Here is a 23,445-nt window from a genome sequence, read left to right on the forward strand (position 1 = left end):
AGAACCAATAGCCTGCCTAGCATGGAGCCATTCGACAAGGACCCAGCGCATGTACAACAGCAAACCCCACCAGGAACACGACCTTGAACGCTTGCACCAGCACATGCGCGAGACCCGCCTGGCCGTGCTGATCAGCCACGATGAACAGGGCCTGCTGGCCACGCACCTGCCGGTGTTGCTCGACACCGACGAGGGCGGATTCGGCACCGTCTACGCCCACCTGGCGCGAGCCAACCGCCAGTGGCAGGCGCTAGAGCAAGGCGCCGAAGCACTGCTGGTGTTCCCAGGCCCCGATGCCTACGTCAGCCCCGGCTATTACCCGAGCAAGGCTGAGAATCCCAAAGTAGTGCCGACCTGGAACTACCTTGCCGTACACGCTTACGGCACGGCCGAAGTGATCCACGAGGCCGCGCCGCTGCTACAGATTGTCAGCCGCCTGACCGACCGTCACGAGCAAGGCCGCAGCGAGCCCTGGAAAGTTACCGATGCCCCCGCCGATTACCTCGACGGCATGCTCCGCGCCATCGTCGGCATCCGCCTGCCCATCACCCGCCTGCAAGGCGCACGCAAGCTCAGCCAGAACCGCTCGGCCGAGGATATCGCCGGCGTACGCGAAGGCCTTGGCGCCAGCCCGGATTACCAGGACAACCAACTTGCGGCGCACATGCGCCAACTCTGAAGGAAAAGCCCATGCCCAGCGTTACCCTGCGCCCCGTCAGCGCTCAAGACCACGCCGCCTGGCTCGCCCTGTGGCAAGCCTACCTGCGCTTCTACCAGACCGAACTGGCCGAAACGGTCAGCCTCAGCACCTGGCAACGCCTGCTCGACCCGAACGAGCCGACCCATTCGACCCTCGCCTGGGTCGATGGCAAGGCAGTGGGTATGGTCAACTTCATCTACCATCGTTCCAACTGGAGCATCGAGAACTCCTGCTACCTGCAGGACCTTTACGTCGACAGCAGCCAGCGCGGCCTGGGCATCGGCCGCCAGCTGATCGAGCACGTGTATGCCACGGCCAAGGCCGCTGGCTGCATCAAGGTGCACTGGCTGACCCACGAAACCAACGCCACCGCCATCAGCCTGTACGAACAGGTTGCCGAGCGCCCGGGCTTCATCCAATTTCGCAAAGGGTTGTAGGCCACATGACTGACGCACTGAACTGGAAACCCGCCGCAGCGCCCAAAGCCGAGCCCATCGACGGTCGCTTCATCCGCCTGGAAAAACTCGACCCGGCGCGCCACGGCGACGACCTTTGGGCCGCCCTGCAAGGTCCTGATTCCGACCCGGTGCTGTGGGACTACCTGCCCTATGGCCCGTTCACCGAGCGTGCTGCCTTCGACCGCTGGCTGCAAGGCAACGCCGCCGGCCACGACCCGCTCTATTACACCGTGATCGACCGCGCCAACGGCCAGGCCCAGGGTGTGCTCACCCTGATGTCGATCGTGCCCGACCACGGCCGTATCGAGATCGGCCACATCGCCTTCGGCGCCCCCATGCAGCGTACGCCCAAGAGCACCGAGGCCGTCTACCTGTTGGGCAAATTGAGCTTCGAGTTGGGCAACCGGAGGCTGGAATGGAAGTGCAATAACGCCAACGCCCGCTCCAAGCGTGCAGCGGAGCGCTTCGGCTTCACGTTCGAAGGGGTGTTCCGCAAGCACCTGGTGGTGAAGGACCACAACCGCAATACGGCGTGGTATTCGATCACCGATGATGAGTGGCCTCAGGTGGCGGCGGGGTTTGAGCGGTGGCTGAGTGAAGCGAACCAGCGGCCGGAGGGCCAGGTAGAGACTCTCGAGGCATGCCGCAAAGGCTGAAAGATTTGCAGGATATACCGGCCTCCTCGCGGGTGAACCCGCGAAGAGGCCGGCAAATCCGACACAAAAAAAGGGGAGCACCCGCTCCCCAGAGGTAAACCACTTGTAGATGAAGGCTTATCTCAACCCTCGATCTCGATAAGGATCTCACCCGGTGTCACGCGATCGCCCTTGGCCACGTGGATGGCCACGACCTTGCCGGCGATGGCCGCCTGCACTTCGGTCTCCATCTTCATCGCTTCGGTGATCAGCACGGCCTGGCCGGCTTTGACCACGTCGCCTTCCTTGACCAGCACATCGACGATGTTGCCCGGCATGGTGGTGCTGACGTGGCCCGGTGCACTGGCCTGCTTGCGCTTGCTGCCACCGCCACCGACAAACTCGTTGAGCGGCTCGAACACCACCTCTTCCGGCATGCCGTCGATCGACAGGTAGAAGTGACGCTTGCCTTCGGCCTTGACGCCCACGCCGGTGATGTCGACGCGGTAGGTTTCGCCGTGCACGTCGATGACGAACTCGGTTGGCACGCCTTCACCACCGTGGGAGGCCACTGCGCCCGCTTCAGGAATCGGCAGCAGGGCTTCGGGGGTCAGGGTGCCTGCTTCGCGTTCTTCCAGGAACTTGCGGCCAATGTCCGGGAACATGGCGAAGGTCAACACGTCTTCTTCACAGCGGGCCAGGGCGCCGATATCACCACGCAGCTTGGCCATCTCTGGCTTGAGCAGGTCGGCCGGGCGCACGTCGATGACTTCTTCATTACCGATGGCCTGGCGGCGCAGCTGCTCGTTGATCACACCCGGCGCCTTGCCGTAACCACCCTGCAGGTACAGCTTCACCTCGTTGGTGATGGTCTTGTAGCGCTCACCGGCCAGCACGTTGAAGAACGCTTGGGTACCAACAATCTGCGAGGTCGGCGTTACCAGCGGCGGGAAGCCGAGGTCTTCGCGCACCCGCGGGATCTCTGCCAGCACTTCGTTCATGCGGCTCAGCGCGCCCTGCTCCTTGAGCTGGTTGGCCAGGTTGGAAATCATCCCGCCGGGTACCTGGTTGACCTGCACGCGGGTATCCACGGCGGTGAACTCGCTCTCGAACTGGTGGTACTTCTTGCGCACGGCGTAGAAGTACAGGCCGATTTCCTGTAACAGCTCCAGGTCCAGGCCGGTGTCGAACTCGCTGCCCTTGAGCGCCGCGACCATCGACTCGGTGCCTGGGTGGCTGGTGCCCCAGGCGAAGCTGGAGATTGCGGTGTCGATGTGATCGGCACCGTTTTCCACAGCCTTGAGCTGGCACATGGCGGCCAGACCGGCGGTGTCGTGGGAATGAATGAAGACCGGTAGCGACTGCTCGGCTTTCAATGCCCGCACCAGCTCACCGGTAGCGAACGGCGTCAGCAGGCCGGCCATGTCCTTGATCGCCACCGAGTCGCAACCCATGGCTTCCATCTGTTTGGCCTGGGCGACGAAGGCGTCGATGGTGTGCACCGGGCTGACGGTGTAGGCGATGGTGCCTTGGGCGTGCTTGCCGGCAGCCTTCACCGCTTCGATCGCGACACGCAGGTTACGCACATCGTTCATGGCGTCGAAGATGCGGAACACGTCGATGCCATTGACCGCAGCCTTGGCAACGAAGGCCTTGACCACGTCGTCGCTGTAGTGGCGGTAGCCCAGCAGGTTCTGGCCACGCAGCAGCATTTGCAGACGGGTGTTAGGCAGTGCCGCGCGCAGTTTGCGCAGGCGCTCCCACGGGTCTTCTTTGAGGAAGCGCACGCAGGCGTCGAAGGTGGCGCCACCCCAGACTTCCAGCGACCAGTAGCCGACCTTGTCGAGCTTGTCGCAGATCGGCAGCATGTCTTCGGTACGCATGCGGGTAGCCAGCAGGGACTGGTGGGCGTCGCGCAGGATCGTGTCGGTTACGTGAATTTTCTTGGACATTATGGGGTTCCTCACAGGCCTGCGTGGGCGGCAATGGCGGCGGCGATGGCCAGGGCCAGCTCTTCGGGTTTGCGCTTGATCGAGTAGTTGGTCAGCTCCGGGTGGCTTTCAACGAAGCTGGTGTTGAACTGACCGCTACGGAATTCCGGGTTGCGCAAGATTTCCTGGTAGTACGCGGCGGTGGTCTTCACCCCTTGCACGCGCATGTCGTCCAGCGCCCGCAGGCCGCGGTCCATGGCTTCTTCCCAGGTCAACGCCCAGACCACCAGCTTCAGGCACATGGAGTCGTAGAACGGCGGAATGGTGTAGCCGGTGTAGATCGCCGTGTCGGTGCGCACGCCCGGGCCGCCGGGGGCGTAGTAACGGGTGATCTTGCCGAAGCTGGGCAGGAAGTTGTTCTTCGGGTCTTCGGCGTTGATGCGGAACTGCAACGCGTAGCCACGGTGCTGGATGTCTTCCTGCTTCACCGACAGCGGCAGGCCCGAAGCGATGCGGATCTGCTCGCGGACGATGTCGATCCCGGTGATTTCCTCGGTGATGGTGTGCTCCACCTGCACCCGGGTGTTCATCTCCATGAAGTACACCTCGCCATCGGCGAGCAGGAACTCCACGGTACCGGCGTTCTCGTAGTTCACTGCCTTGGCCGCACGCACCGCCAAGTCGCCGATGTAGGCGCGCTGTTCAGGGGTGAGCTGTGGGCTCGGGGCAATCTCGATGAGCTTCTGGTTGCGGCGCTGGATCGAGCAGTCGCGCTCGAACAGGTGCACGACGTTGCCGAAGCTGTCACCGAGGATCTGCGCCTCGATGTGCTTGGGGTTGACGATGCACTTTTCCAGGAACACTTCGGCCGAACCGAAGGCCTTGGTGGCTTCGGAGATTACCCGCGGGAAGTTCTGTTCCAGCTCTTCACGGCTGTTGCAGCGGCGGATACCACGGCCGCCACCACCAGAGGTGGCTTTGAGCATCACCGGGTAACCGATGCGCTCGCCTTCGCTCAGGGCTTCGTGGATGTCGGCAACGTTGCCTTCGGTACCCGGGGTGACCGGCACACCGGCTGCAATCATGGTGCGGCGCGCTTCGGTCTTGTCGCCCATGCGGCGGATGACGTCGGCGGCCGGGCCGATGAACTTGATCCCGCGCTCGGCGCAGATCTCTGCCAGTTCGGCGTTTTCCGACAAGAAACCGTAACCCGGGTGCAGGGCGTCACAGCCGGTTTCCACAGCAAGGTTGACCAGCTTGCGCGGGTTCAGGTAACCGGCCAGCGGCTCGGCACCAATGCTGTAGGCCTCGTCGGCGCGCTTGACGTGCAAGGCGTGACGGTCGGCGTCGGAATAGATCGCGACAGAGCGAATGCCCATCTCGGCGCAGGCACGCACGATCCGAACTGCGATTTCACCCCGGTTGGCGATCAGGATTTTTTTTATCACTGGAGTCTTCCCAAAGCCGTAGGAACAGACGATCCGGGTCTACCGGTCGGCGCGTGACCAGAGGATGCTGGCCAGTCGCACATTCACCCTAGCGCTGAAGGTTGATAAACAAAAATCAATATTTGTTAGGGGCTGTATTAGCAAAAGCTTATAGTTCGGTAACAAGGTATTGCCGAAGAGCCGAATAAAATGCGTAAGTCCTTGATGCGTATGACATTGCGTCAATTGCAGATCTTCAACGAGGTGTGCGATTTACGCTCGTACAGCCGGGCGGCGGAGGAAATGTCGCTGACGCAACCCGCCGTAAGTTTACAGATTCGACAACTCGAAGAGCTCATCGGCCAACCGCTGTTCGAGTATGTCGGCAAGAAGCTCTACCTGACCGAAGCCGCCGAAGCCCTGCAACGGGCCAGCCGCGATATCTTCGGGCGCCTGGAGAGCCTCGATATGCAGCTGTCGGACATGCAAGGTTCACTGCAAGGGCAGCTGAAGCTGGCGATCGAGTCCAGTGCCAAGTACTTCGTGCCACACCTGTTCGCCGCCTTCAAGCAGCGTCACCCGGAGGTCAACCTGACCCTCACCGTGGTCAACCGCGCCCAGGCGATCCGCCGGCTTTCCGACAACCGTGACGACCTGATCATCATGTCGATGGTGCCGCAGGACATGGGCCTGGAGTTTCTGCCGTTTCTCAACAACCCGATCATCGCCGTGGCTCCGCCGCAGCACCCGCTGTGCAAGCTGGAACAGCTGCGCCTGCAGGACCTGGAGCCTCATACCCTGCTGGTCCGCGAGCAGGGTTCGGGCACCCGCAAGGCCTGCGAGGAGTACTTCAAGGACAAACGCGTGCACTTCACCCAGACGCTGGAGGTCGCTTCGGCCGATGCCCAGCGCGAATGCGTGATCGCCGGCCTGGGTATCGCCCTGCTGACTCGGCACGCCGTGAACATGGAGCTGGCCACGGGGGTGCTCAGGGAGCTGCCGGTGGAGGAGCTGCCGTTGTACCGCAGCTGGTGCGTGGTGCAGGCCAAGGCCAAGCGACAATCGCCGGTGGCCTTGGCCTTTCTGGCATTCATCCGCAGCGAACGTGCGCTTATCAGCGCGCTTGTTGAGCGGTTTTCGGGGAAGTTGCCGCCGACGCTTGCCATACCGTGAGTGCTTGCAGATCGGGGTAGTCGGACAAGTCACGGAGCAATTGACGCTGGTCGCAGTAGCTCTCGATCGCGCGGCGGTATTCCATGCGGCGCTGATCCTTTTCCTGCTGCTTGCGAGCCTTGGCGCTGGGTTGGTACGTACCGTCGAAGTCACGAGCCATTGCCTGTCTCCCAGATAGGATGCGGGAGTTTCAGACTGGCCTTGAGGGTTTACGGTTTAGCTGTGGAATCATGACAAAGCCGTGAATTTTCGCTGCCTGTACCGACTCTTTCGCGGGCCCGCCCGCTCCCACAGGGATAGCGCCAGACCTGAGGGCAGCAAAAATCCTGTGGGAGCGGGCGAGCCCGCGAAACGGCCGGTACAGGCATACCTCAGTCGTCGGTAGCCTTGATCGACTTGGGCGACAAGCGCAGGCTGCGCAGGCTGCGCTTCACGCTCTTCAGGTGATTGACCAGGCTCGGCCCACGTGCCATGGCCACGCCCATGGCCAGCACGTCGATCACCACCAGGTGAGCGATACGTGAGGTCAACGGGGTGTAGATCTCGGTGTCTTCATGCACGTCGATCGCCAGGTTGACCGTCGACAGCTCCGCCAGCGGCGTCGCGCTCGGGCACAGGGTGATCAGGTTGGCACCGCTTTCTCGCACCAGGTTGGCGGTGATCAGCAGGTCCTTGGAACGTCCTGACTGAGAAATGCACACCGCCACGTCACCCGGCTTCAACGTCACCGCCGACATGGCCTGCATGTGCGGGTCCGAGTAGGCTGCGGCGCTGAGCAGCAGACGGAAGAACTTGTGCTGGGCGTCGGCGGCGACTGCACCGGATGCACCAAAGCCATAGAATTCCACGCGTTGCGCCTGGGCCATGGCGCTCACGGCCTGTTGCAGGGCCTGCGGGTCCAGGTGCTCACGCACTTCCATCAGGGTGTGCAGGGTGGTGTCGAAAATCTTCAGGCTGTAGTCGGCAACCGAGTCGTCTTCATGAATCGCGAACTGGCCGAAACTGGCACCGGCTGCCAGGCTTTGCGCCAGCTTGAGCTTGAGATCCTGGAAGCCCGAACAACCGATCGCCCGGCAGAAACGCACGATGGTCGGCTCGCTGATGCCCACACTGTGCGCCAGGTCGGCCATGGAGCTGTGCATTACGGCAGCCGGGTCGAGCAGCACGTGGTCGGCCACTTTGAGTTCCGATTTGCGCAGCAGGTGGCGCGATTGGGCGATATGTTGCAACAGATTCACGGGCTGGACTCGGTTATGATCGGCTGGCCGGGATGTAGCTTTCTTGTAGTTATACTACATGGACGCCAACCCGCCCAGTTAAACGAACGTGGAGAGTGGTGGTTTGACTATTCCTTGCGACATCATGGTGTTCGGTGGCACCGGTGACCTGGCCCTGCACAAACTGCTGCCGGCGCTCTATCACCTGTATCGCGAGGCACGCCTGAACAACGCGGTGCGTATCATCGCCCTCGCCCGTCGCCACATAAGCCGCAACGAATACCTCAAGCTCGCCGAACGCCATTGCCGGGCGCAGATCGCCCGCCACGACTTCGACGAAGATGTGTGGCAACGCTTTTCCGCCCGCCTCGACTACTTCCCCATGGATGCCGCACAAAGCGCCGATTTTGGCCGCCTGGCGCGCTACCTCGGCGAGCCTGGAGGGCTGACCCGCATCTACTACCTGGCCACTGCGCCCAACCTCTTCGTACCGATCGCCAACCACCTGCGTATTGCCGGTTTGGCCGACAGCGAAGCACGCATCGTGCTGGAGAAGCCGATCGGCCACTCGTTGGCCTCCGCCACCGCCATCAACGAAGCGATCGGCGCGGTGTTCGACGAATCGCAGGTGTTTCGCATCGATCACTACCTGGGCAAGGAAACCGTGCAGAACCTGATGGCCCTGCGCTTCGCCAATGCCCTGCTGGAACCGGTATGGCGCAATGGCCAGGTCGACCATGTGCAGATCAGCGTCTGCGAAACCCTTGGCGTGGAAAACCGCGGCGGTTACTACGACCGCGCCGGGGCAACCCGCGACATGCTGCAGAACCACCTGCTGCAGCTGCTGTGCCTAGTGGCCATGGAGCCGCCGGCACAATTTGAGGCCGAGGCCGTACGCGACGAGAAGGTGAAGATCTTGCGCGCCCTCAAGCCCATCACCGGCCAGGACGTGCAGGACAAGACCGTGCGCGGTCAGTACGGTGCCGGGCACATCGGCGGCCAGGAAGTGCCGGCCTACTACTTTGAGAAGGACGTCGACAACGATACCGACACCGAAACCTTCGTCGCCGTGCACGCCCACATCGACAACTGGCGCTGGGCCGGTGTGCCCTTTTACCTGCGTACCGGCAAGCGCATGGCGCGGCGCTCGTCACAGATCGTCATCCAGTTCAAACCGGTGCCCCACGAGCTGTTCAACGGCGGCCAGGTCAACCAGCTACTGATCCAGCTGCAGCCAGAGGAACGCATCAGCCTGCGCATGATGACCAAAAGCCCGGGCAAGGGCATGCGCCTGGAACCGGTCGACCTGGACCTGAACCTGGCCCAGGTATTCGGCCAGACCCGCCGCTGGGACGCTTACGAACGCCTGTTGCTGGACATCCTCGAAGGCGATTCAACGCTGTTCATGCGCCGCGACGAAGTGGAAGCCGCCTGGGCCTGGATCGACCCGATCATCAAGGGTTGGGAAGAACACTTCCAGGCACCACGCCACTATGCCGCTGGCACCAACGGCCCGGAACAGGCCAACAGCCTGCTGGCCAGGCATGGCAGGCACTGGCATAGCTGAGTGAGGGTGCGCTCATTGCGTCCAGGGACGGCCGAGCATCTGCCTGAACTCAAGCGCCGGAATCGGCCTGCTGATCAGGTAGCCCTGGGCCTCGTCACACGCCTGCTCACGCAGGAACGCCAGTTGCTCCGCCGTTTCCACTCCTTCTGCCACAACCTTCAGGCCCAGGCTTCTGGACAGGGTGATGATCGCCTGGGTAATGGCCGCATCCTGGCTGCCCTCGTGCAAACCACGTATGAATGCCTGGTCGATTTTCACGTAATCTACCGGCAGGCGCTTGAGGTAGCTCAATGACGAGTAGCCGGTGCCAAAATCGTCGATGGCCAGTTTCACGCCCAATGCGCGGAGTTGACCGAAGGTCGAGATGATGTGTTCGACGCTGTCCAGCAACTGGCTTTCGGTCAGTTCCAGCTCCAGCAGGTGCGGCGCCAACCCGGTTTCCTCGAGCACTTGGCGTACCAGGCTGACCAGCTTGCCCTGGCGCAGCTGGTAGACCGACAGGTTGACCGACACCCGCACCTCCAGCCCTTGCAGTAGCCATGCGCGCGCTTGCTTGCAGGCCTCCCGGAGCACGAACTCTCCGATGGGGGCGATCAGCCCGGTTTCTTCCGCCAGACCGATGAATTCCCCTGGCGGCACCATGCCCCTCTCTGGATGCAGCCAGCGCACCAGCGCTTCGGCGGCATGCAGATGCCCACTGAGCAGGCACAGTTTGGGCTGGTAATAGACCAGCAGTTGCTCTTCTTCGATGGCCTTGCGCAGTTGGTTCTCCAGCTGCAGGCGCTCGAGGGTGCTGGCGCGCAGGCTCTCGGTATAGAACTGGAAGTTGTCGCCGCCCAGATGCTTGGCATGCTGCTTGGCCATATCTGCCTGGCTGATCAGGGCATCGGCATCGAGCGTGGCATCGGACAGCACGCTGATGCCCACCGAAGCACTGACCACCACCTCGTGCCCATCGAGCCGCTGCGGCTTGCGCAACTTGTTCAACAAGCGAGTGGTGACCCGCACCAGGCTCGACAGGTTGCTGTAACCATCGAACAGCACGGCAAATTCATCGCCGGAAAGCCGCGCCACCGTATCCGCCTCGGGAACGGTACTGACAATGCGCCGGGCAATCTTGTGAATCAACTGGTCGGCCAGTTCATGACCCAGGCTTTCATTGAGCAGCTTGAAGCGGTCCAGATCAACATGCAGCAAGGCAAGGCTGCGGCCGTTGCTGCGCACGCGCTGCGAGGCTTCCTGCAGACGCAGCCGGAACAGTGAACGGTTGGCCAGCCCGCTCAGTTCGTCGTACTGCGCCAGGTAGCGCAGGCGCTCATCGGAGGCTCGACGCGCCGAGAGGTCGGTGAAGAAGCCGACTACCTGGCTCAAATGGCCCTGGGTATCGCGCACAGCCGTCAGCTGCAACCATTGCGGATGTAACTCGCCATGCTTGCGTGCCTCCACCAGCTCAGCTTGCCACCCGCCTTGCTGTGCCAGCGCCAACTCGATGGCCTGGCTGTGCCGGCGTGCATCGCTATGGCACGGCAACTCGAACAACTCGCGCGCCAGCAGCTCGGCGCGGTTGTAGCCGGTCATCTGGCAGTAGGCCTGATTGACCGCCAGGACCACGAAATCGGCACCCAGAATTACCACGCCTTCATTGCAGGCCTCGAATACCGTGGCAGCCAGGCGCTGCTGTTCTTCAAGCCTTTTCTGCGCGGTGATCCGCTGCAGGTCCTGGTTCAGTGCCTGATTGTGGAAACGCCGCAGCAGGCTGCGGTCGAGCAGCCGGTTGACCTGCCAGGCCACCACCACCAGCGCCGCCAGCAGGATCAGGCCAAGCCAGCCCCAGCCACGCTGCTGTCCCGCCTCGAAGTTGAGCAGGAACAGAACGGGCGGCAACAGGCAGGGCAAGGCGAAGCTGAGAAAGGCCGGCAGGCTGACGGCATAAGCAATGCTCGCACTCAAGCTGGCCATCCCCAGCAAGCCGAAGACCCAGGCCTGCTGCACGAAGTTGTCCTCCGGCACCAGGGCGATCGCCGCACAGGCCAAGGTCAAGCCGCTGAATGCCGAGCCGAGCAGGAACATGCGGCGCCAGCCGGGGTTGGCCTGGCGTTGCGCGGAGGCGCCCTCGAACGCTGCCACCTGGATCACCCGGAGGGCCACCAGCGCCAGCAGCCACACCAGCCATACGCCTACCAGCAGATAACGCCCGGGGCTCCACAACAGCCAGGCGCACAGCAGGCCATTGAGCAGCATGAACAATGTGGGTAACAGAGAGCCTTGATACAGCAGACGGGTTCGCTCGACGGAAAGCTGAGTGGCGAACTGCCTGCGCACGTTCCTTGTCATCTCCAGCGATACGCCGATCGCCGTACGGTCCTGGGTCATAGCGCTGGTTCTTGTAGTGTTCTTGTTATGGTTGGCACTAAACGAGCTGCGATCTTACACAAACGGCAGACATGGCCAAACTGCTCTGGGTCATCTTTCACCACGTCACGCGGATGCAGACACTGGTATAGCTGAAATGCTGCAAATACCAGAACCCGATGTGCGACCGCAGGAGAGGTGAATATTTATACAGTAGACGTTTGCCCGTTGACCGGCCTGCCCCTAGAATGGCCGGATGCACACAGATGACCTCTCCCTCCTGCTGAATTCCCTCAACGATGCCCAACGCCAGGCCGTAGCGGCCACGCTTGGGCGTCAGCTGGTGCTTGCTGGCGCCGGTTCCGGTAAAACCCGCGTGCTGGTGCACCGCATCGCCTGGCTGATCCAGGTCGAGCAGGCCTCGCCGCACTCGATCCTGTCGGTGACCTTCACCAACAAGGCTGCCGCCGAAATGCGCCAGCGGATCGAGCAGTTGCTGGGTATCAACCCGGCGGGCATGTGGGTGGGCACCTTCCACGGCCTGGCGCACCGCCTGCTGCGGGCGCACTGGCAGGAAGCACGCCTGGTGCAGAACTTCCAGATTCTCGACAGCGATGACCAGCAACGGCTGGTCAAGCGGGTCATGCGCGAACTTGGCCTGGACGAGCAAAAATGGCCGGCACGCCAGGCCCAGTGGTTTATCAACGGGCAAAAGGACGAGGGCCTGCGCCCGCAACATATCCAGGCCGGCGGCGACCTGTTCCTGCAGACCATGCGCGATGTCTACAGTGCCTATGAACAGGCCTGCGAGCGCGCCGGGGTCATCGATTTTTCCGAATTGCTGCTGCGCGCCCTCGACCTGTGGCGCGATCACCCTGGCCTGCTGGAACACTACCAGCGACGCTTCCGCCACCTGCTGGTGGACGAATTCCAGGACACCAACGCCGTGCAGTACGCCTGGCTGCGCCTGCTGGCAGGCAAAAACGGTGGCAGCCTGATGGCCGTGGGCGACGACGACCAGTCGATTTACGGCTGGCGCGGCGCCAAGATCGAGAACATTCACCAGTACACCGCCGACTTCCCTGACGCCGAGATGATCCGCCTGGAGCAGAACTACCGCTCCACCGGCGGCATCCTCAAGGCTGCCAACGCACTGATCGCCAACAACAGCGGGCGCTTGGGCAAGGAGCTGTGGACCGACATGGGCGAAGGCGAGCCGCTGACGCTGTACGCCGCCTATAACGAACACGATGAAGCGCGCTATGTGGTCGAGACCATCGAAAGCCTGATCAAGCAAGGCAGCGCGCGCAACGACATCGCCATCCTGTATCGCTCCAACGCCCAGTCGCGGGTGCTGGAAGAAGCCCTGCTGCGCGAACGTATCCCGTACCGGATCTACGGCGGACAGCGCTTCTTCGAACGCGCCGAAATCAAGAATGCCATGGCCTACCTGCGCCTGATCGAAGGCCGCGGCAACGACGCCGCGCTGGAGCGGGTGATCAACGTGCCGCCACGCGGCATCGGCGAAAAAACCGTCGAAGCCATCCGCGAGCATGCCCGTCACAGCCAGCTGTCGATGTGGGAAGCCATGTGCCAGCTGCTGGCCGCCAAGGCGCTGAAAGGCCGCGCCGCTTCTGCCCTGGGTGCCTTTATCGAGTTGATCGAGGGCCTGGCCGGCAAGGTCGCCGACATGCCGCTGCACACCATGACCCAGACAGCCATCGAGCAGTCCGGCCTGATCATCTATCACCAGGAAGAAAAGGGTGAAAAGGGCCAGGCACGGGTAGAAAACCTTGAGGAACTGGTCAGCGCCGCGCGCAACTTCGAAACCAGCGAAGACGACGCCGACCTGTCGCCGTTGTCGGCCTTCCTTGGCCATGCCTCGCTGGAGGCTGGCGATGCCCAGGCAGACGAGCACGAAGACAGCATCCAGCTGATGACCCTGCACAGTGCCAAGGGCCTGGAATTCCCCTACGTGTTCCTGGTGGGCATGGAAGAAGGCCTGTTCCCGCACAAGATGAGCCTGGAAGAACCCGGCCGCCTGGAAGAGGAACGCCGCCTGGCCTACGTGGGCATCACCCGCGCCATGCGCCAGCTGATCATGACCTATGCCGAGACCCGCCGCCTTTATGGCAGCGAGACCTACAATAAGGTGTCTCGTTTCGTACGCGAGATTCCGAGCGGTCTGGTTCAGGAAGTACGCCTTTCCAACAGTGTCAGCCGACCGTTCGGCGGTTCGACGAGCGGTACCAGCAACCTGTTTGCCAATGCCAATATTCCGCAGACCGCCTTCAACCTTGGCCAGCGCGTGCAGCACGCGGTGTTTGGCGAAGGGGTGATCCTCAACTTCGAGGGCTCCGGCGCCCAGGCACGGGTGCAGGTGAACTTTGCCGAAGGCAGTAAATGGCTCATGCTGGGCTACGCCAAGCTCGAGGCCATCTGAAGCTTCGAAGCATTCAGGCAAAAGCCGGAAACATCTTGTCGCTGGCCATGAGCACAGGAACCTGTGCACCATGGCGCGCGTGCAATCCACAACAGGGGAAATCCCATTTATGCAACGTTTTCTTAGCATCGCACTGGCGCTCTGCGTCGGCCTGACGCTGAGCCTGGACGCCAACGCCAAGCGCTTCGGCGGCGGCAAGAGCTCGGGCGCCGCGCCTATGCACCAGACTCGCCAGGCATCGCCAACCACGCCTGCAGCCACGCCGACCGCTCCTGGTCGCGCCCCGGCCGCCGCCAGCGGTGCTTCGCGCTGGCTGGGCCCATTGGCCGGCCTCGCCGCCGGTGGCCTGCTGGCATCCATGTTCATGGGTGACGGCTTCCAGGGCATGCAGATCATGGACTTCCTGATCATGGGCCTGATCGCCTTCCTGGTGTTCCGCTTCATTGCCGCGCGCCGTCGCCAGCAGCAGCCGCAAATGGCCGCTCCGGGCCATGCGCCGTTCCAGCGTGAAGCCCACGGCCAGCAGCCTGCCCAACCGTCGATCTTCGGTGGTTCGGCCGCCCCTGCCGCCGCAGCCGCTCCGGTGATCAACGCGCCGGCATGGTTCAACGAGCAGAGCTTCCTGGCCGCGGCCCGCAGCCACTTCCAGTCGCTGCAGCAGCACTGGGATGCCAATGAAATGGACAAGATCGCCGAGTTCGTCACCCCGCAGATGCTTGAGTTCCTCAAGCGCGAGCGTGCCGACCTGGGTGATGGCTTCCAGTCGACCTACATCGATGACCTCGATGTGCAACTGGACGGTGTCGACGATCGCGCCGACCGTACCGACGCCACCCTGACCTTCCGTGGCGTGTCGAAGACCTCGCGCTTCGACCAGGGCGAAGCCTTCAGCGAAAGCTGGCACATGGTTCGCGCCCAGGGCGAGAACCAGCCTTGGCTGGTCGCCGGTATCCGTCAAAACGGTTAACCGCCGCACGTTGCACAAAAAACCCCGGGCCTGTCCCGGGGTTTTTGCTTTTGCCAGAGCGGCCTACTAGGGTATAACGCGCAGCGTTGTCATCAAGGTCAGAGGATGTGAACCGTGGAAGAAGTGATCGAACAACTCCGTGAAGCCAACGAGCCCGTACCGGTGCCATTGGAACTTCCCGACGAGGACCAGCTGGTAGAAATAGAGGAACAGCTGTTCATCAACATTCCTTTCGTGTTCAAGGAGTTTCTGCTGACTGTCAGTGACGTGGTGTACGGCTCGCTGGAGCCGGTGACCTGCACCGACCCACAGTCGCACACCTACCTGCCCGACGTCGCCGCCAACGCCTGGGACGCTGGTGTGCCGCGTGAGCTGATCCCGCTGTGCCAGGATGGCGACAATTACTACTGCGTCGAGGAAGATGGCACCGTAGTGCTGTGGGATGGCGAGGAAGAAGCCGTCGCCGAGGAAAGCTGGGAATCGGTGTGGCACTGGGCCCGGGACGTGTGGCTGGAAAGCTGACATCACCACCCGCAATCGCAGGGCCGCTTTGCGGCCCGCTCGCGATACATGGAAGCGCCTACCGAGGCACGCCGTCAGTGCGAATGATCGCGGCTGTTCTCCAATGTCTCCAGCAAGGCGATCTGCATCCGCGAATGCACGCGGATGAACCAGCGCCACAGCAACGCCACGACTACTGCCGCTACCACGGCGATCACTAGCAACAACTCGCTGGTTGGCAGGATGCTCGCCGACAACGCCGACAGCAGCAGGAAGATCACCAGCAGCGACAGCAGTGGAATCACCTCGGCAACCACGCGACGCACGCGCTGAGTATGCCGCCCGGCCATTTCCGGCTTCACGCCCATCTCCGCCAATAGCATCGACAGCGCCTTGAGCTTGCGATAGGCGGCAATCAGGAACGGCAGCGACAGCAGCAATGCCGCGCCCCAGATCAGCGCCTTTTGCTGGCTGACATCCGTCACCCACTCGTTCAACCAATTGCCGATACGCCCGGCAAAATAGCCGCCGCTGAAGAAGATTGCGATCACCAGCGCCAGGTTGACCCCCACCTGCAGCAGAATGCGCCGGATCATCGCCGCCAGCATGGCGCTTTCACCTTGAGGCTGAATGTTGCGCAACCATTCCCCGTAGAGCGACAGCACCCTCGCCAGGCGCCGTGGCACAACATTGCCGAGCTTCTGCGACAGCGGATCGGCGGCACGTATCAGGTAGGGCGTCAGCAGCGTGGTAATGGCCGAGACCGCCACCGCCACCGGGTACAGGAAGTCACTGGTGACCTGCAGTGTCATCCCCAGTGCCGCAATGATGAAGGAGAATTCGCCAATCTGGGAAAGGCCCATGCCCACACGCAACGAGGTACGTCCGTCATTACCCGCAATGAATGCGCCCATGCCGCACGACAACATCTTGCCCAGCACCACCGCCAGGGTGATCACCACGATCGGCCAGGCGTAATCGACCAGCACCTGTGGGTCGATCATCAGGCCGATGGCGACGAAGAAGATTGCGCTGAACAGGTCACGCACAGGCTCGATCAGACGTTCGATCTTCAGCAGCTGGCGCGACTCGGCCATGATCGCACCGATCAGGAAGGCCCCCAGCACCATGCTGTACTCCAGCTTTACCACCAGCAGACAGAACCCGAAGCACAGGCCCAACACGGTGATCAGCAACATTTCGTTGCTTTCGAACTTCGCCACGTAGGCCAGTAGCCGGGGCACCAGCAGGATGCCGATGACCAGCGCGACGATCATGAACAACGACAGCTTGCCGACCGTCGAGAACACTTCGCCGGAGCTGACCGAGCCACTGACGGCGATGCCGGACAGCAAGGCGATGATACCGATACCGAGGATGTCCTCGACGATCAGCACGCCGAAGATCAGCTGGGCGAAACGCTCGTTCTTCATCTTCAGGTCGTTCAGCGCCTTGACGATGATGGTGGTCGAAGAAATTGCCAGGATCGCGCCCAGGAACAGCGAGTCCATGGTGTTCCAGCCGAACCAGCGGCCGATCTCGAAACCGATCCAGATCATCAGGACGATTTCCAGGAAAGCCGCGATAAATGCCGTGGCCCCGACTTTGAACAGCTTGCGCAAGCTGAACTCCAGGCCCAGGCAGAACATCAGGAAAATCACCCCCAGCTCGGCGAGGGTCTTGATCGTGTCTTCATCGTGGATCAGGCCGAACGGCGGGGTATGCGGGCCGATAATGAAACCCGCGACGATGTAGCCCAACACCACAGGCTGCTTGAGGCGATGAAAGAGAATCGTCACCACGCCGGCGACCAGCATGATCACTGCCAGGTCCTGGATGAAGCTGATGGCATGCATGGCGCGATACTCCTTTTCGACGTTGCTGGATGCCCAGGCAGACCGCTCCTCTGCCAAGGCCAAGCCAAGCGAGCAGCAAGTACATACTGTATTGAATGCAGGAAAGCCCATGTTGCATGGGCGTACTCAGGTTAACATCGCACCCCGCCGCAAAATGCCGGTGCAATATGCAGAAACAGATCGGCTGATCAGCCGCCTCTGATGACGTAATTGGCGTGACGACGGAGCGTCAGGCAACGTCCCGTAACAGGAAGGCAAACCTTCAAGAGGGGAACCAGAAGTGTCAGAAGATACCCGCCCCGTTTCAGCGCAACCTCACCGTGAGCACACTATGGAACCTGGAAACGCCCAGCTGAGCATGACCGTCCTGATGACCCCGGACATGGCCAACTTTTCTGGCAACGTACATGGCGGCACCTTGCTCAAGTACCTCGACGAAGTGGCCTATGCCTGCGCCAGCCGCTACGCCGGCAGTTATGTAGTCACCTTGTCCGTCGACCAGGTGATCTTCCGCGAGCCGGTGCACGTCGGCGAACTGGTGACCTTTCTCGCCTCGGTCAACTACACCGGCAATACCTCGATGGAAGTGGGTATCAAGGTGGTCACCGAGAACATCCGCGAGCGCTCGGTACGCCATTCCAACAGCTGCTTCTTCACCATGGTTGCGGTCGATGACAACCGCCGCCCGGTACCTGTGCCGCCACTCCAGCCACACTCCAGCGAAGAGAAACGCCGCTTCCTGCAGGGCCAGCAGCGCCGCCAGATCCGCCAGGAACTGGAAAAACGCTATCAGGACCTGAAGACAGACTCGAACTAAAACGCCAGGCGCTGCGCCTCGAAGCGCACGCGCGGGTGGGCGATACGATCCTGGGCCCGCACCAGCTGCAGCTCGTAGCTGGCGCAGGCCTGGGTTTCCAGCAGCACCTCATGCACCGCTGCGGCCGTGAATTCGAAGGCCTGCTGCCAGCTGTCACCCAACAGCACGCGGGCCAGGAACAACCCCGAAGTCAGGTCGCCCACGCCAACTGGCTGCCGCGGGAAGGCCAGCAGAGGACGGCGCAGGTGCCAGCTTTCTTCGCGGGTCACCAGCAGCATCTCGAACATGTCGTCAGCTCGCCCCGGATACGCCAGGTGCTTGACCAGCACTACTTGCGGGCCACGCTCGAGCAGGCTGCGCGCCATGTTCACGCAGTCCTCCAGCGATTGCGCACGTCGGCCGCAGAAGCTGTCCAGTTCCAGCTGATTGGGGCAGAGGATGTCCGCCTTGGCCACGGCTTCATCAAGTAGGAACTCGCTAACCTCCTGCGGAACGACACAACCCTTCTCAGCGTGGCCCATGACCGGGTCGCACAGGTACAGCGCCTTCGGGTTCACCGCCTTGATCCGCTCGACGCCGGCGAGGATCGCCCGGCCCTGTTCGGCGCTGCCCAGGTAGCCGGATAGCACCGCATCGCAGTGGCCCAGCTCGCCGATGTTGGAAATGCCTTCCACCAATGCAGGAATTTGCGCGGGAGCGAGCACTTCACCCGCCCACTGGCCATACTGAGTGTGATTGGAAAACTGTACGGTATTGAGGGGCCAGACGTTGACCCCGATACGCTGCATGGGGAATACCGCAGCGCTGTTGCCGGCGTGGCCGAACACCACGTGGGACTGGATGGCGAGCAGATGCGGGGTACGTTTCATGCGGGAGGATTCCAAAGCTGTTTCAAGGATTGTGCAGCGCGCAGTATGGACTCGATTGCCACCTGTACGACAGGCCAGGGACGCAGTTAAGCTGGTTCGACTTGTTTGGAGCATACGTAAATGTTGACCCTGGAGAATCTCTTCGTCCTGATGTTATTGGCCACGGCAGGCGCTTGGTTATGGCACAACCATGGGCTGCGCGAGAAGGCCCTGGAGCGGGTCAAACAGCACTGTGCAAAGCTCGACCTGGAGCTACTGGATGACGCCGTTGCGCTCAAACGTATCGCCTTCATCCGCGATGCCAACGGCAGGAAGCGCCTGGCCCGGGTTTATGCCTTCGAATTCACCGTGACCGGCGAGCAGCGCCACCCCGGCACCGTTACCCAGTTCGGCGCCCACAGCGCGCAGATCGAACTGGCGCCCTACCCGTTCGAGATCAAGACGCCGCCACGGGCTGACAATGTGATCGAGATGCAGCAGTGGCGCCAAGAGCACAATCGCTGGCACAACTGAACTGTCAGCTGTAGGAGCGGCCTTGTGTCGGGAAAGGGCTGCGCAGCAGCCCCTGCAATTTATGTATCTGTGCTGAATCCCTGGGGCTGCTTTGCAGCCCTTCGCGACACAAGGCCGCTCCTACAAGACAACGCATTTCGCCAACGCAGCTTGTATAAACTGCTCTGGCTGCGCCTGCTCGAAGATCAGCTCGATGCGCGAGTCTTTGCGCCAGTCACTCGGCTGCCACTGCGGCAAGTTACCCTCCAGACCGTTGAATGATTGCCATCCCTCCGAAGTGTGGATAACTCCCTTGGCGCGCCGCCATGGCCAGGCCGCAAGAAACGCCTGCAGACGCTGTGGATCGAATCGCTGACTGGGGTGCCAGCGCCAGCCAATACTCCACCCCCCATCCCCCTCCTGAGCCAAACATATCGGCAGGGAAGGATCTATCCACAGGGCTGATGAGGCAGTGGACAGACCTGCCGCAGGAAAGTTATTCACAGAACTGTCACTGATTTGACTTGTGGATGAAACAGGCAGCACGTCGAGTTCGACCAAGCCCTGCCGGGTCCAAACCTTGTGTATATTTAAAAATCCTCTATTTATCAACAACTTAACATCTTCATCCACAGTGTCGGCTTTGTTCAGCACCACCAGCGCTGCCGCCTGCAAGGCCTGCTGCTGAGCCTCCGGCAATGACTCGCCTTTTGCCAATGCTTGAGCATCCAGCACCATCACCAACGGCTGCACTGCCAGCACCCCAATCCAAGGGGCCTGCCCCAATTGGGTCAGCAACTGCAAAGGATGACCAAGACCGGAAGGCTCGATGAACAGCCGATCAGGCCGAGCCTTGCGCAACAGACGACCCAGGCCGACCTGGAACGGGGTGCCGTTCACGCAGCAGAGACAGCCCCCGGCCACCTCACCAATGGCGATCCCGTCCTCATCTCGGCTGAGCAATGCCGCATCAAGGCCAACCTGGCCAAACTCGTTGACCAGCACGGCCCAGCGTTCGTCAGCCGGGCGCTGGGCCATCAGCTGGCGGATCACGCTGGTCTTGCCGGCCCCCAAGGGGCCTGCGATGACGTGGGTGGGGATGTTCTGCAGCATGCCAGGGCTTCTTTGCGGGATTTTGCTCACTATGCCCCGTCAGGCCAGCCAGTCAAGGCTGAGCAAGAGTCGCCGCTGTTCACTGGCGGGCGAGCGGTGCACCAGTCCCGCGCCTTCATTACCCAGCCATCGTTCCCCTTTGAGGACGGCCACCTCACCCGCCTGCAGGCTACGAATGTTATCCACAGGCGCCGCCGCCAGATGCAGACCGATCCGCTCTACTGCGCCTTCTTCCAGCCATTCGCTACCAGGGCCGACGTAGGTGGTCAGCAAGCGCAAGGGCACGTTATCCACATGGAAGCGCGGGCACATGGCGCCTTGCAGCACCCGCAGGCGCAGCCCTACCCGCCGTGCTCCGATCAGGCAGGTGTAGGCTGATACCAGCCACTTCACATCGGCGACAAACCCTTCGTAGCCGTGCAGGTCGGCGGCCTCCTGCAGCAGGCCAGGCAGTTGCGGCGGCTCGTGCTCGTTCACGTCGAGTACACGCTGGTCGGCCAGGGACTGGCCGAGGCTGACCACCAAGGCGGCAAAGTCTTCCACTTGTGCGGGTAACTGGCGCTGCCAGACGGCCAGATTCACGCCTTCTTGAAAAATCTCGGTCAGGACCTTGGGCGCTGTACCAAACGCCTGGCGGATATCCACAGGGCGCACCGCCAGGTTCATGCTGCTTCCTCGGCATGCCAGGGGCCGAATGGATCCGGCAGGCGAAGCCAGGCCATGGGCCCCAGGTCCATTTCCTCATCGGTCAACAGGCATGCATCAAGCTCTGTGGATAACTTGGCAAAGTCGATGTTCTGCCCGATGAACACCAGCTCTTGGCGGCAATCACCGGTGTCGGCCTGCCAATGCTTGAGAATGTCCGCAGTACTTTGCTCATCCTGCGGCCAATGCTCGCGTGGCACAAAACGCCACCAGCGCCCGGCCAGACCATGGCGCATCATGCCGCCGGCCTGCGACCAGCTGCCGGCTTCCTGGAATTTGCTGGCCAGCCAGAAGAAGCCCTTGGAGCGCAGCAGTCGCCCATTGCTCCAGGTGCTGTGGATAAGGTCGAAGAAGCGTTGTGGGTGCAGGGGCCGGCGGGCTTCCCAAGTGGTCGCCGCGATGCCGTACTCCTCGGTTTCAGGAATGTGCTCGCCGCGCAGTTCCTGCAGCCAACCGGGTGCCTGTGCGGCCTGGTCGAAGTCGAACAGCCCGGTATCGAGAATCCGCGCCAGTGGCACCTGACCCATGACCATCGGCACGATCTGCGCGCGGGCATTGAGGCTGCGCAAGATGGCGGTGAGCTCTTCGCGCTCGTGCTGGCTGATCAGGTCGATTTTGCTCAGCAGCAGCACATCGGCGAACTCGACCTGTTCGATCAAGAGGTCGCTGATGGATCGCTCATCTTCTTCGCCCAGCGTCTCGCCACGACTGGCCAGGCTGTCGGCTTGCTGATAATCACGCAGGAAGTTCAGGCCATCGACCACGGTGACCATAGTGTCCAGGCGCGCCATGTCCGACAGGCTACGACCTTGCTCATCGCGAAAGGTGAAGGTTTCCGCGACTGGCAGTGGCTCTGAGATACCGGTGGACTCGATCAGCAAGTAATCGAAGCGGCCTTCTTCGGCGAGCCGCGCGACTTCTTCCAGCAGGTCCTCGCGCAGGGTGCAGCAGATGCAGCCGTTGCTCATTTCGACCAGTTTTTCTTCGGCGCGATTGAGGCTGACGTTGCGCTGCACTTCGCTGGCATCGATGTTGATTTCGCTCATGTCGTTGACGATCACCGCGACCCGCAGGTTGTCGCGGTTTCGCAACACATGGTTGAGCAAGGTGCTTTTGCCGGCGCCAAGGAAGCCGGAAAGCACGGTGACAGGAAGGCGATGTGACATGGTGAAACCTCTTCAGGCGGACGCACTCGAAACGATGCATTGCATAATGTTATAAAGTAACAATACAATTTCGCCAAGTCGTATTCGTCGCAAGCGTAATTCGGATATGAAAATGCGCATTGCAGCCTGGTCGGCGGATATCGTTGACCCTTTTGCCTGGTACCCCGAATGACTAGCCTGACGCTTCCGGACATTGCCACACAGCCGCAAGAACACACCGCCCCACTTGATTGGGTCGGCATGTGCGGTATTGCCCTGCCCATCCAGTTCGACGGTCGCCATGTATCGGCCATGGCCAATGCCGGTGTCAGCCTGGTGGATGGCACATCGCGCGGCATCCACATGTCTCGCCTCTACCTCGCGCTGGAATCGCTTGAGCAGCAACCGTTGACGCTCTTGGCCATCCGCCGTCTTCTTGCAGATTTTCTTGCCAGCCATAAGGGGCTTTCCAATGCGGCTTATCTCGATCTGGCATTCGAGCACCTGCTGAAACGGCCTGCCTTGGTCAGCCCACTGGCCGGCTGGAAGCGCTATCCGGTTACCCTCGAAGCGAAATTTGAAAATGAAATGTTCCACGTGGAACTATCAGTGGGTGTGCCTTACTCGTCGACGTGCCCCTGTTCGGCAGCACTGGCAAGGCAACTGATTCAACAACAGTTCGAGGCCGATTTCTCAGAGCAGCAACTGGAGTGCAGCAAGGTGCTGGAATGGTTGGGCAGCAGCCAGGGTATTGTCGCAACGCCCCATAGCCAGCGCAGCCAGGCGCTAGTCAACGTGCGCCTGCAGAACGATCTCGCGTCGTTACCGATAACCGAACTGATCGACCAGATTGAGGCCAGCCTGGGTACGGCAGTGCAGACTGCAGTAAAGCGTGCAGACGAACAGGCGTTCGCCTTGGCCAATGGGCAGAACCTGATGTTCTGTGAGGACGCCGCTCGGCGACTGCATCAGTCGCTACGACAGTTGGGGTGGGCTACCGCCTTCAGGGTGCGCGTGGAACATGCAGAGAGCCTGCATGCCCACGATGCGGTCGCCAGTAGCCAATGGCAGTGGTGA

At 61.7% G+C, this 23,445-nt stretch carries 22 protein-coding genes; 12 read left to right on the forward strand and 10 right to left on the reverse strand.

Translation table 11 applies throughout. The features are described from left to right. Window positions 1-49: 49 nt before the first annotated feature. From APH28_RS03935 to APH28_RS03945, 3 genes are read left to right on the forward strand one after another with little or no spacing between them, the layout of a single operon-like run. Complete coding sequence (locus APH28_RS03935; protein WP_060507730.1) at window positions 50-679, forward strand: FMN-binding negative transcriptional regulator; 630 nt, start codon at window positions 50-52, stop codon at window positions 677-679. 11 nt (window positions 680-690) lie between these two features. After that, on the forward strand, window positions 691-1,137 hold the full coding sequence (locus tag APH28_RS03940; protein WP_060507731.1) for a GNAT family N-acetyltransferase: 447 nt from the start codon (window positions 691-693) through the stop codon (window positions 1,135-1,137). Window positions 1,138-1,142: 5 nt separating this feature from the next. Next, window positions 1,143-1,814 carry a GNAT family N-acetyltransferase gene (locus APH28_RS03945; protein WP_060507732.1) on the forward strand — a complete coding sequence of 224 codons (672 nt, stop codon included), beginning with the start codon at window positions 1,143-1,145 and terminating at the stop codon, window positions 1,812-1,814. A gap of 122 nt (window positions 1,815-1,936) precedes the next feature. On the opposite strand, the gene oadA is transcribed toward APH28_RS03945, so the two are convergent. Next, on the reverse strand, window positions 1,937-3,745 hold the full coding sequence (oadA, locus tag APH28_RS03950; protein WP_060507733.1) for a sodium-extruding oxaloacetate decarboxylase subunit alpha: 1,809 nt from the start codon (window positions 3,743-3,745) through the stop codon (window positions 1,937-1,939). Between the two features lie 11 nt (window positions 3,746-3,756). Then, a complete protein-coding gene (locus APH28_RS03955; protein WP_060507734.1) occupies window positions 3,757-5,172 on the reverse strand; it encodes an acetyl-CoA carboxylase biotin carboxylase subunit in 1,416 nt (471 codons plus the stop codon). Window positions 5,173-5,376: 204 nt separating this feature from the next. Here APH28_RS03955 and APH28_RS03960 point away from each other — a divergent pair, with 204 nt between their 5' ends. Beyond that, the gene (locus tag APH28_RS03960; protein WP_177334218.1) at window positions 5,377-6,324 is read left to right on the forward strand and encodes a LysR family transcriptional regulator; all 948 of its coding nucleotides are present in this window, start codon (window positions 5,377-5,379) and stop codon (window positions 6,322-6,324) included. Here the strand turns inward: APH28_RS03960 and APH28_RS29070 are convergent. After that, window positions 6,266-6,484, reverse strand: a complete 219-nt coding sequence (locus APH28_RS29070; RefSeq protein WP_082432255.1) for a PA3496 family putative envelope integrity protein — start codon at window positions 6,482-6,484, stop codon at window positions 6,266-6,268. The genes APH28_RS03960 and APH28_RS29070 overlap by 59 nt on opposite strands. A 211-nt stretch (window positions 6,485-6,695) precedes the next feature. Beyond that, on the reverse strand, window positions 6,696-7,562 hold the full coding sequence (gene hexR / locus APH28_RS03965) for a transcriptional regulator HexR (protein ID WP_027917078.1): 867 nt from the start codon (window positions 7,560-7,562) through the stop codon (window positions 6,696-6,698). A 103-nt stretch (window positions 7,563-7,665) separates the two neighbouring features. Here hexR and zwf point away from each other — a divergent pair, with 103 nt between their 5' ends. Further along, window positions 7,666-9,108 carry a glucose-6-phosphate dehydrogenase gene (zwf, locus tag APH28_RS03970; RefSeq protein WP_060507736.1) on the forward strand — a complete coding sequence of 481 codons (1,443 nt, stop codon included), beginning with the start codon at window positions 7,666-7,668 and terminating at the stop codon, window positions 9,106-9,108. Window positions 9,109-9,120: 12 nt separating this feature from the next. On the opposite strand, the gene APH28_RS03975 is transcribed toward zwf, so the two are convergent. Next, window positions 9,121-11,349, reverse strand: a complete 2,229-nt coding sequence (locus APH28_RS03975) for a putative bifunctional diguanylate cyclase/phosphodiesterase (protein ID WP_371263063.1) — start codon at window positions 11,347-11,349, stop codon at window positions 9,121-9,123. A gap of 367 nt (window positions 11,350-11,716) precedes the next feature. On the opposite strand from APH28_RS03975, the gene uvrD reads away from it, so the two are divergent. The 3 genes from uvrD (at window position 11,717) to APH28_RS03990 (ending at window position 15,392) form a co-directional block, all read left to right on the forward strand. After that, window positions 11,717-13,903: a DNA helicase II gene (gene uvrD / locus APH28_RS03980; protein ID WP_060507738.1), complete on the forward strand. Its 2,187-nt coding sequence runs from the start codon at window positions 11,717-11,719 to the stop codon at window positions 13,901-13,903. A gap of 109 nt (window positions 13,904-14,012) precedes the next feature. After that, on the forward strand, window positions 14,013-14,870 hold the full coding sequence (locus tag APH28_RS03985) for a Tim44 domain-containing protein (protein ID WP_060507739.1): 858 nt from the start codon (window positions 14,013-14,015) through the stop codon (window positions 14,868-14,870). A 114-nt stretch (window positions 14,871-14,984) separates the two neighbouring features. After that, window positions 14,985-15,392 carry an SMI1/KNR4 family protein gene (locus tag APH28_RS03990; RefSeq protein WP_060507740.1) on the forward strand — a complete coding sequence of 136 codons (408 nt, stop codon included), beginning with the start codon at window positions 14,985-14,987 and terminating at the stop codon, window positions 15,390-15,392. Between the two features lie 74 nt (window positions 15,393-15,466). Here APH28_RS03990 and APH28_RS03995 read toward each other — a convergent pair whose 3' ends face one another. Continuing rightward, complete coding sequence (locus APH28_RS03995; protein WP_060507741.1) at window positions 15,467-17,227, reverse strand: cation:proton antiporter; 1,761 nt, start codon at window positions 17,225-17,227, stop codon at window positions 15,467-15,469. Here APH28_RS03995 and APH28_RS27755 point away from each other — a divergent pair. After that, window positions 17,208-17,429 carry a hypothetical protein gene (locus APH28_RS27755; protein ID WP_156340865.1) on the forward strand — a complete coding sequence of 74 codons (222 nt, stop codon included), beginning with the start codon at window positions 17,208-17,210 and terminating at the stop codon, window positions 17,427-17,429. The genes APH28_RS03995 and APH28_RS27755 overlap by 20 nt on opposite strands. 129 nt (window positions 17,430-17,558) lie before the next feature. After that, a complete protein-coding gene (locus tag APH28_RS04000; RefSeq protein ID WP_060507742.1) occupies window positions 17,559-18,044 on the forward strand; it encodes an acyl-CoA thioesterase in 486 nt (161 codons plus the stop codon). Here APH28_RS04000 and pdxY read toward each other — a convergent pair. Then, window positions 18,041-18,913, reverse strand: a complete 873-nt coding sequence (pdxY, locus tag APH28_RS04005) for a pyridoxal kinase PdxY (protein WP_060507743.1) — start codon at window positions 18,911-18,913, stop codon at window positions 18,041-18,043. The two genes, APH28_RS04000 and pdxY, sit on opposite strands and share 4 nt — an antisense overlap. Before the next feature lie 120 nt (window positions 18,914-19,033). On the opposite strand from pdxY, the gene APH28_RS04010 reads away from it, so the two are divergent. Further along, window positions 19,034-19,426, forward strand: coding sequence for a DUF3301 domain-containing protein (locus tag APH28_RS04010; RefSeq protein WP_060507744.1), 393 nt, complete (start codon window positions 19,034-19,036; stop codon window positions 19,424-19,426). Window positions 19,427-19,546: 120 nt separating this feature from the next. Here the strand turns inward: APH28_RS04010 and APH28_RS04015 are convergent, their stop codons facing one another. The 3 genes from APH28_RS04015 to zigA are packed head-to-tail and all read right to left on the reverse strand — an operon-like array spanning window position 19,547 to window position 22,389. Further along, window positions 19,547-20,518 (reverse strand): GTP-binding protein, encoded by a 972-nt coding sequence (locus tag APH28_RS04015; RefSeq protein WP_060507745.1) that lies wholly within the window; start codon window positions 20,516-20,518, stop codon window positions 19,547-19,549. Window positions 20,519-20,557: 39 nt separating this feature from the next. Then, window positions 20,558-21,184, reverse strand: a complete 627-nt coding sequence (locus tag APH28_RS04020; protein ID WP_060507746.1) for a DUF1826 domain-containing protein — start codon at window positions 21,182-21,184, stop codon at window positions 20,558-20,560. Continuing rightward, the gene (gene zigA, locus APH28_RS04025) at window positions 21,181-22,389 is read right to left on the reverse strand and encodes a zinc metallochaperone GTPase ZigA (protein WP_060507747.1); all 1,209 of its coding nucleotides are present in this window, start codon (window positions 22,387-22,389) and stop codon (window positions 21,181-21,183) included. The genes APH28_RS04020 and zigA overlap by 4 nt, the downstream gene beginning before the upstream one ends. Before the next feature lie 168 nt (window positions 22,390-22,557). Here zigA and folE2 point away from each other — a divergent pair, with 168 nt between their 5' ends. Beyond that, the gene (gene folE2 / locus APH28_RS04030; protein WP_060507748.1) at window positions 22,558-23,445 is read left to right on the forward strand and encodes a GTP cyclohydrolase FolE2; all 888 of its coding nucleotides are present in this window, start codon (window positions 22,558-22,560) and stop codon (window positions 23,443-23,445) included.

Origin of the sequence: Pseudomonas sp. NBRC 111124 (genome assembly GCF_001320245.1) — a bacterium.
In the GTDB taxonomy this organism is placed as follows: Bacteria; Pseudomonadota; Gammaproteobacteria; order Pseudomonadales; family Pseudomonadaceae; genus Aquipseudomonas.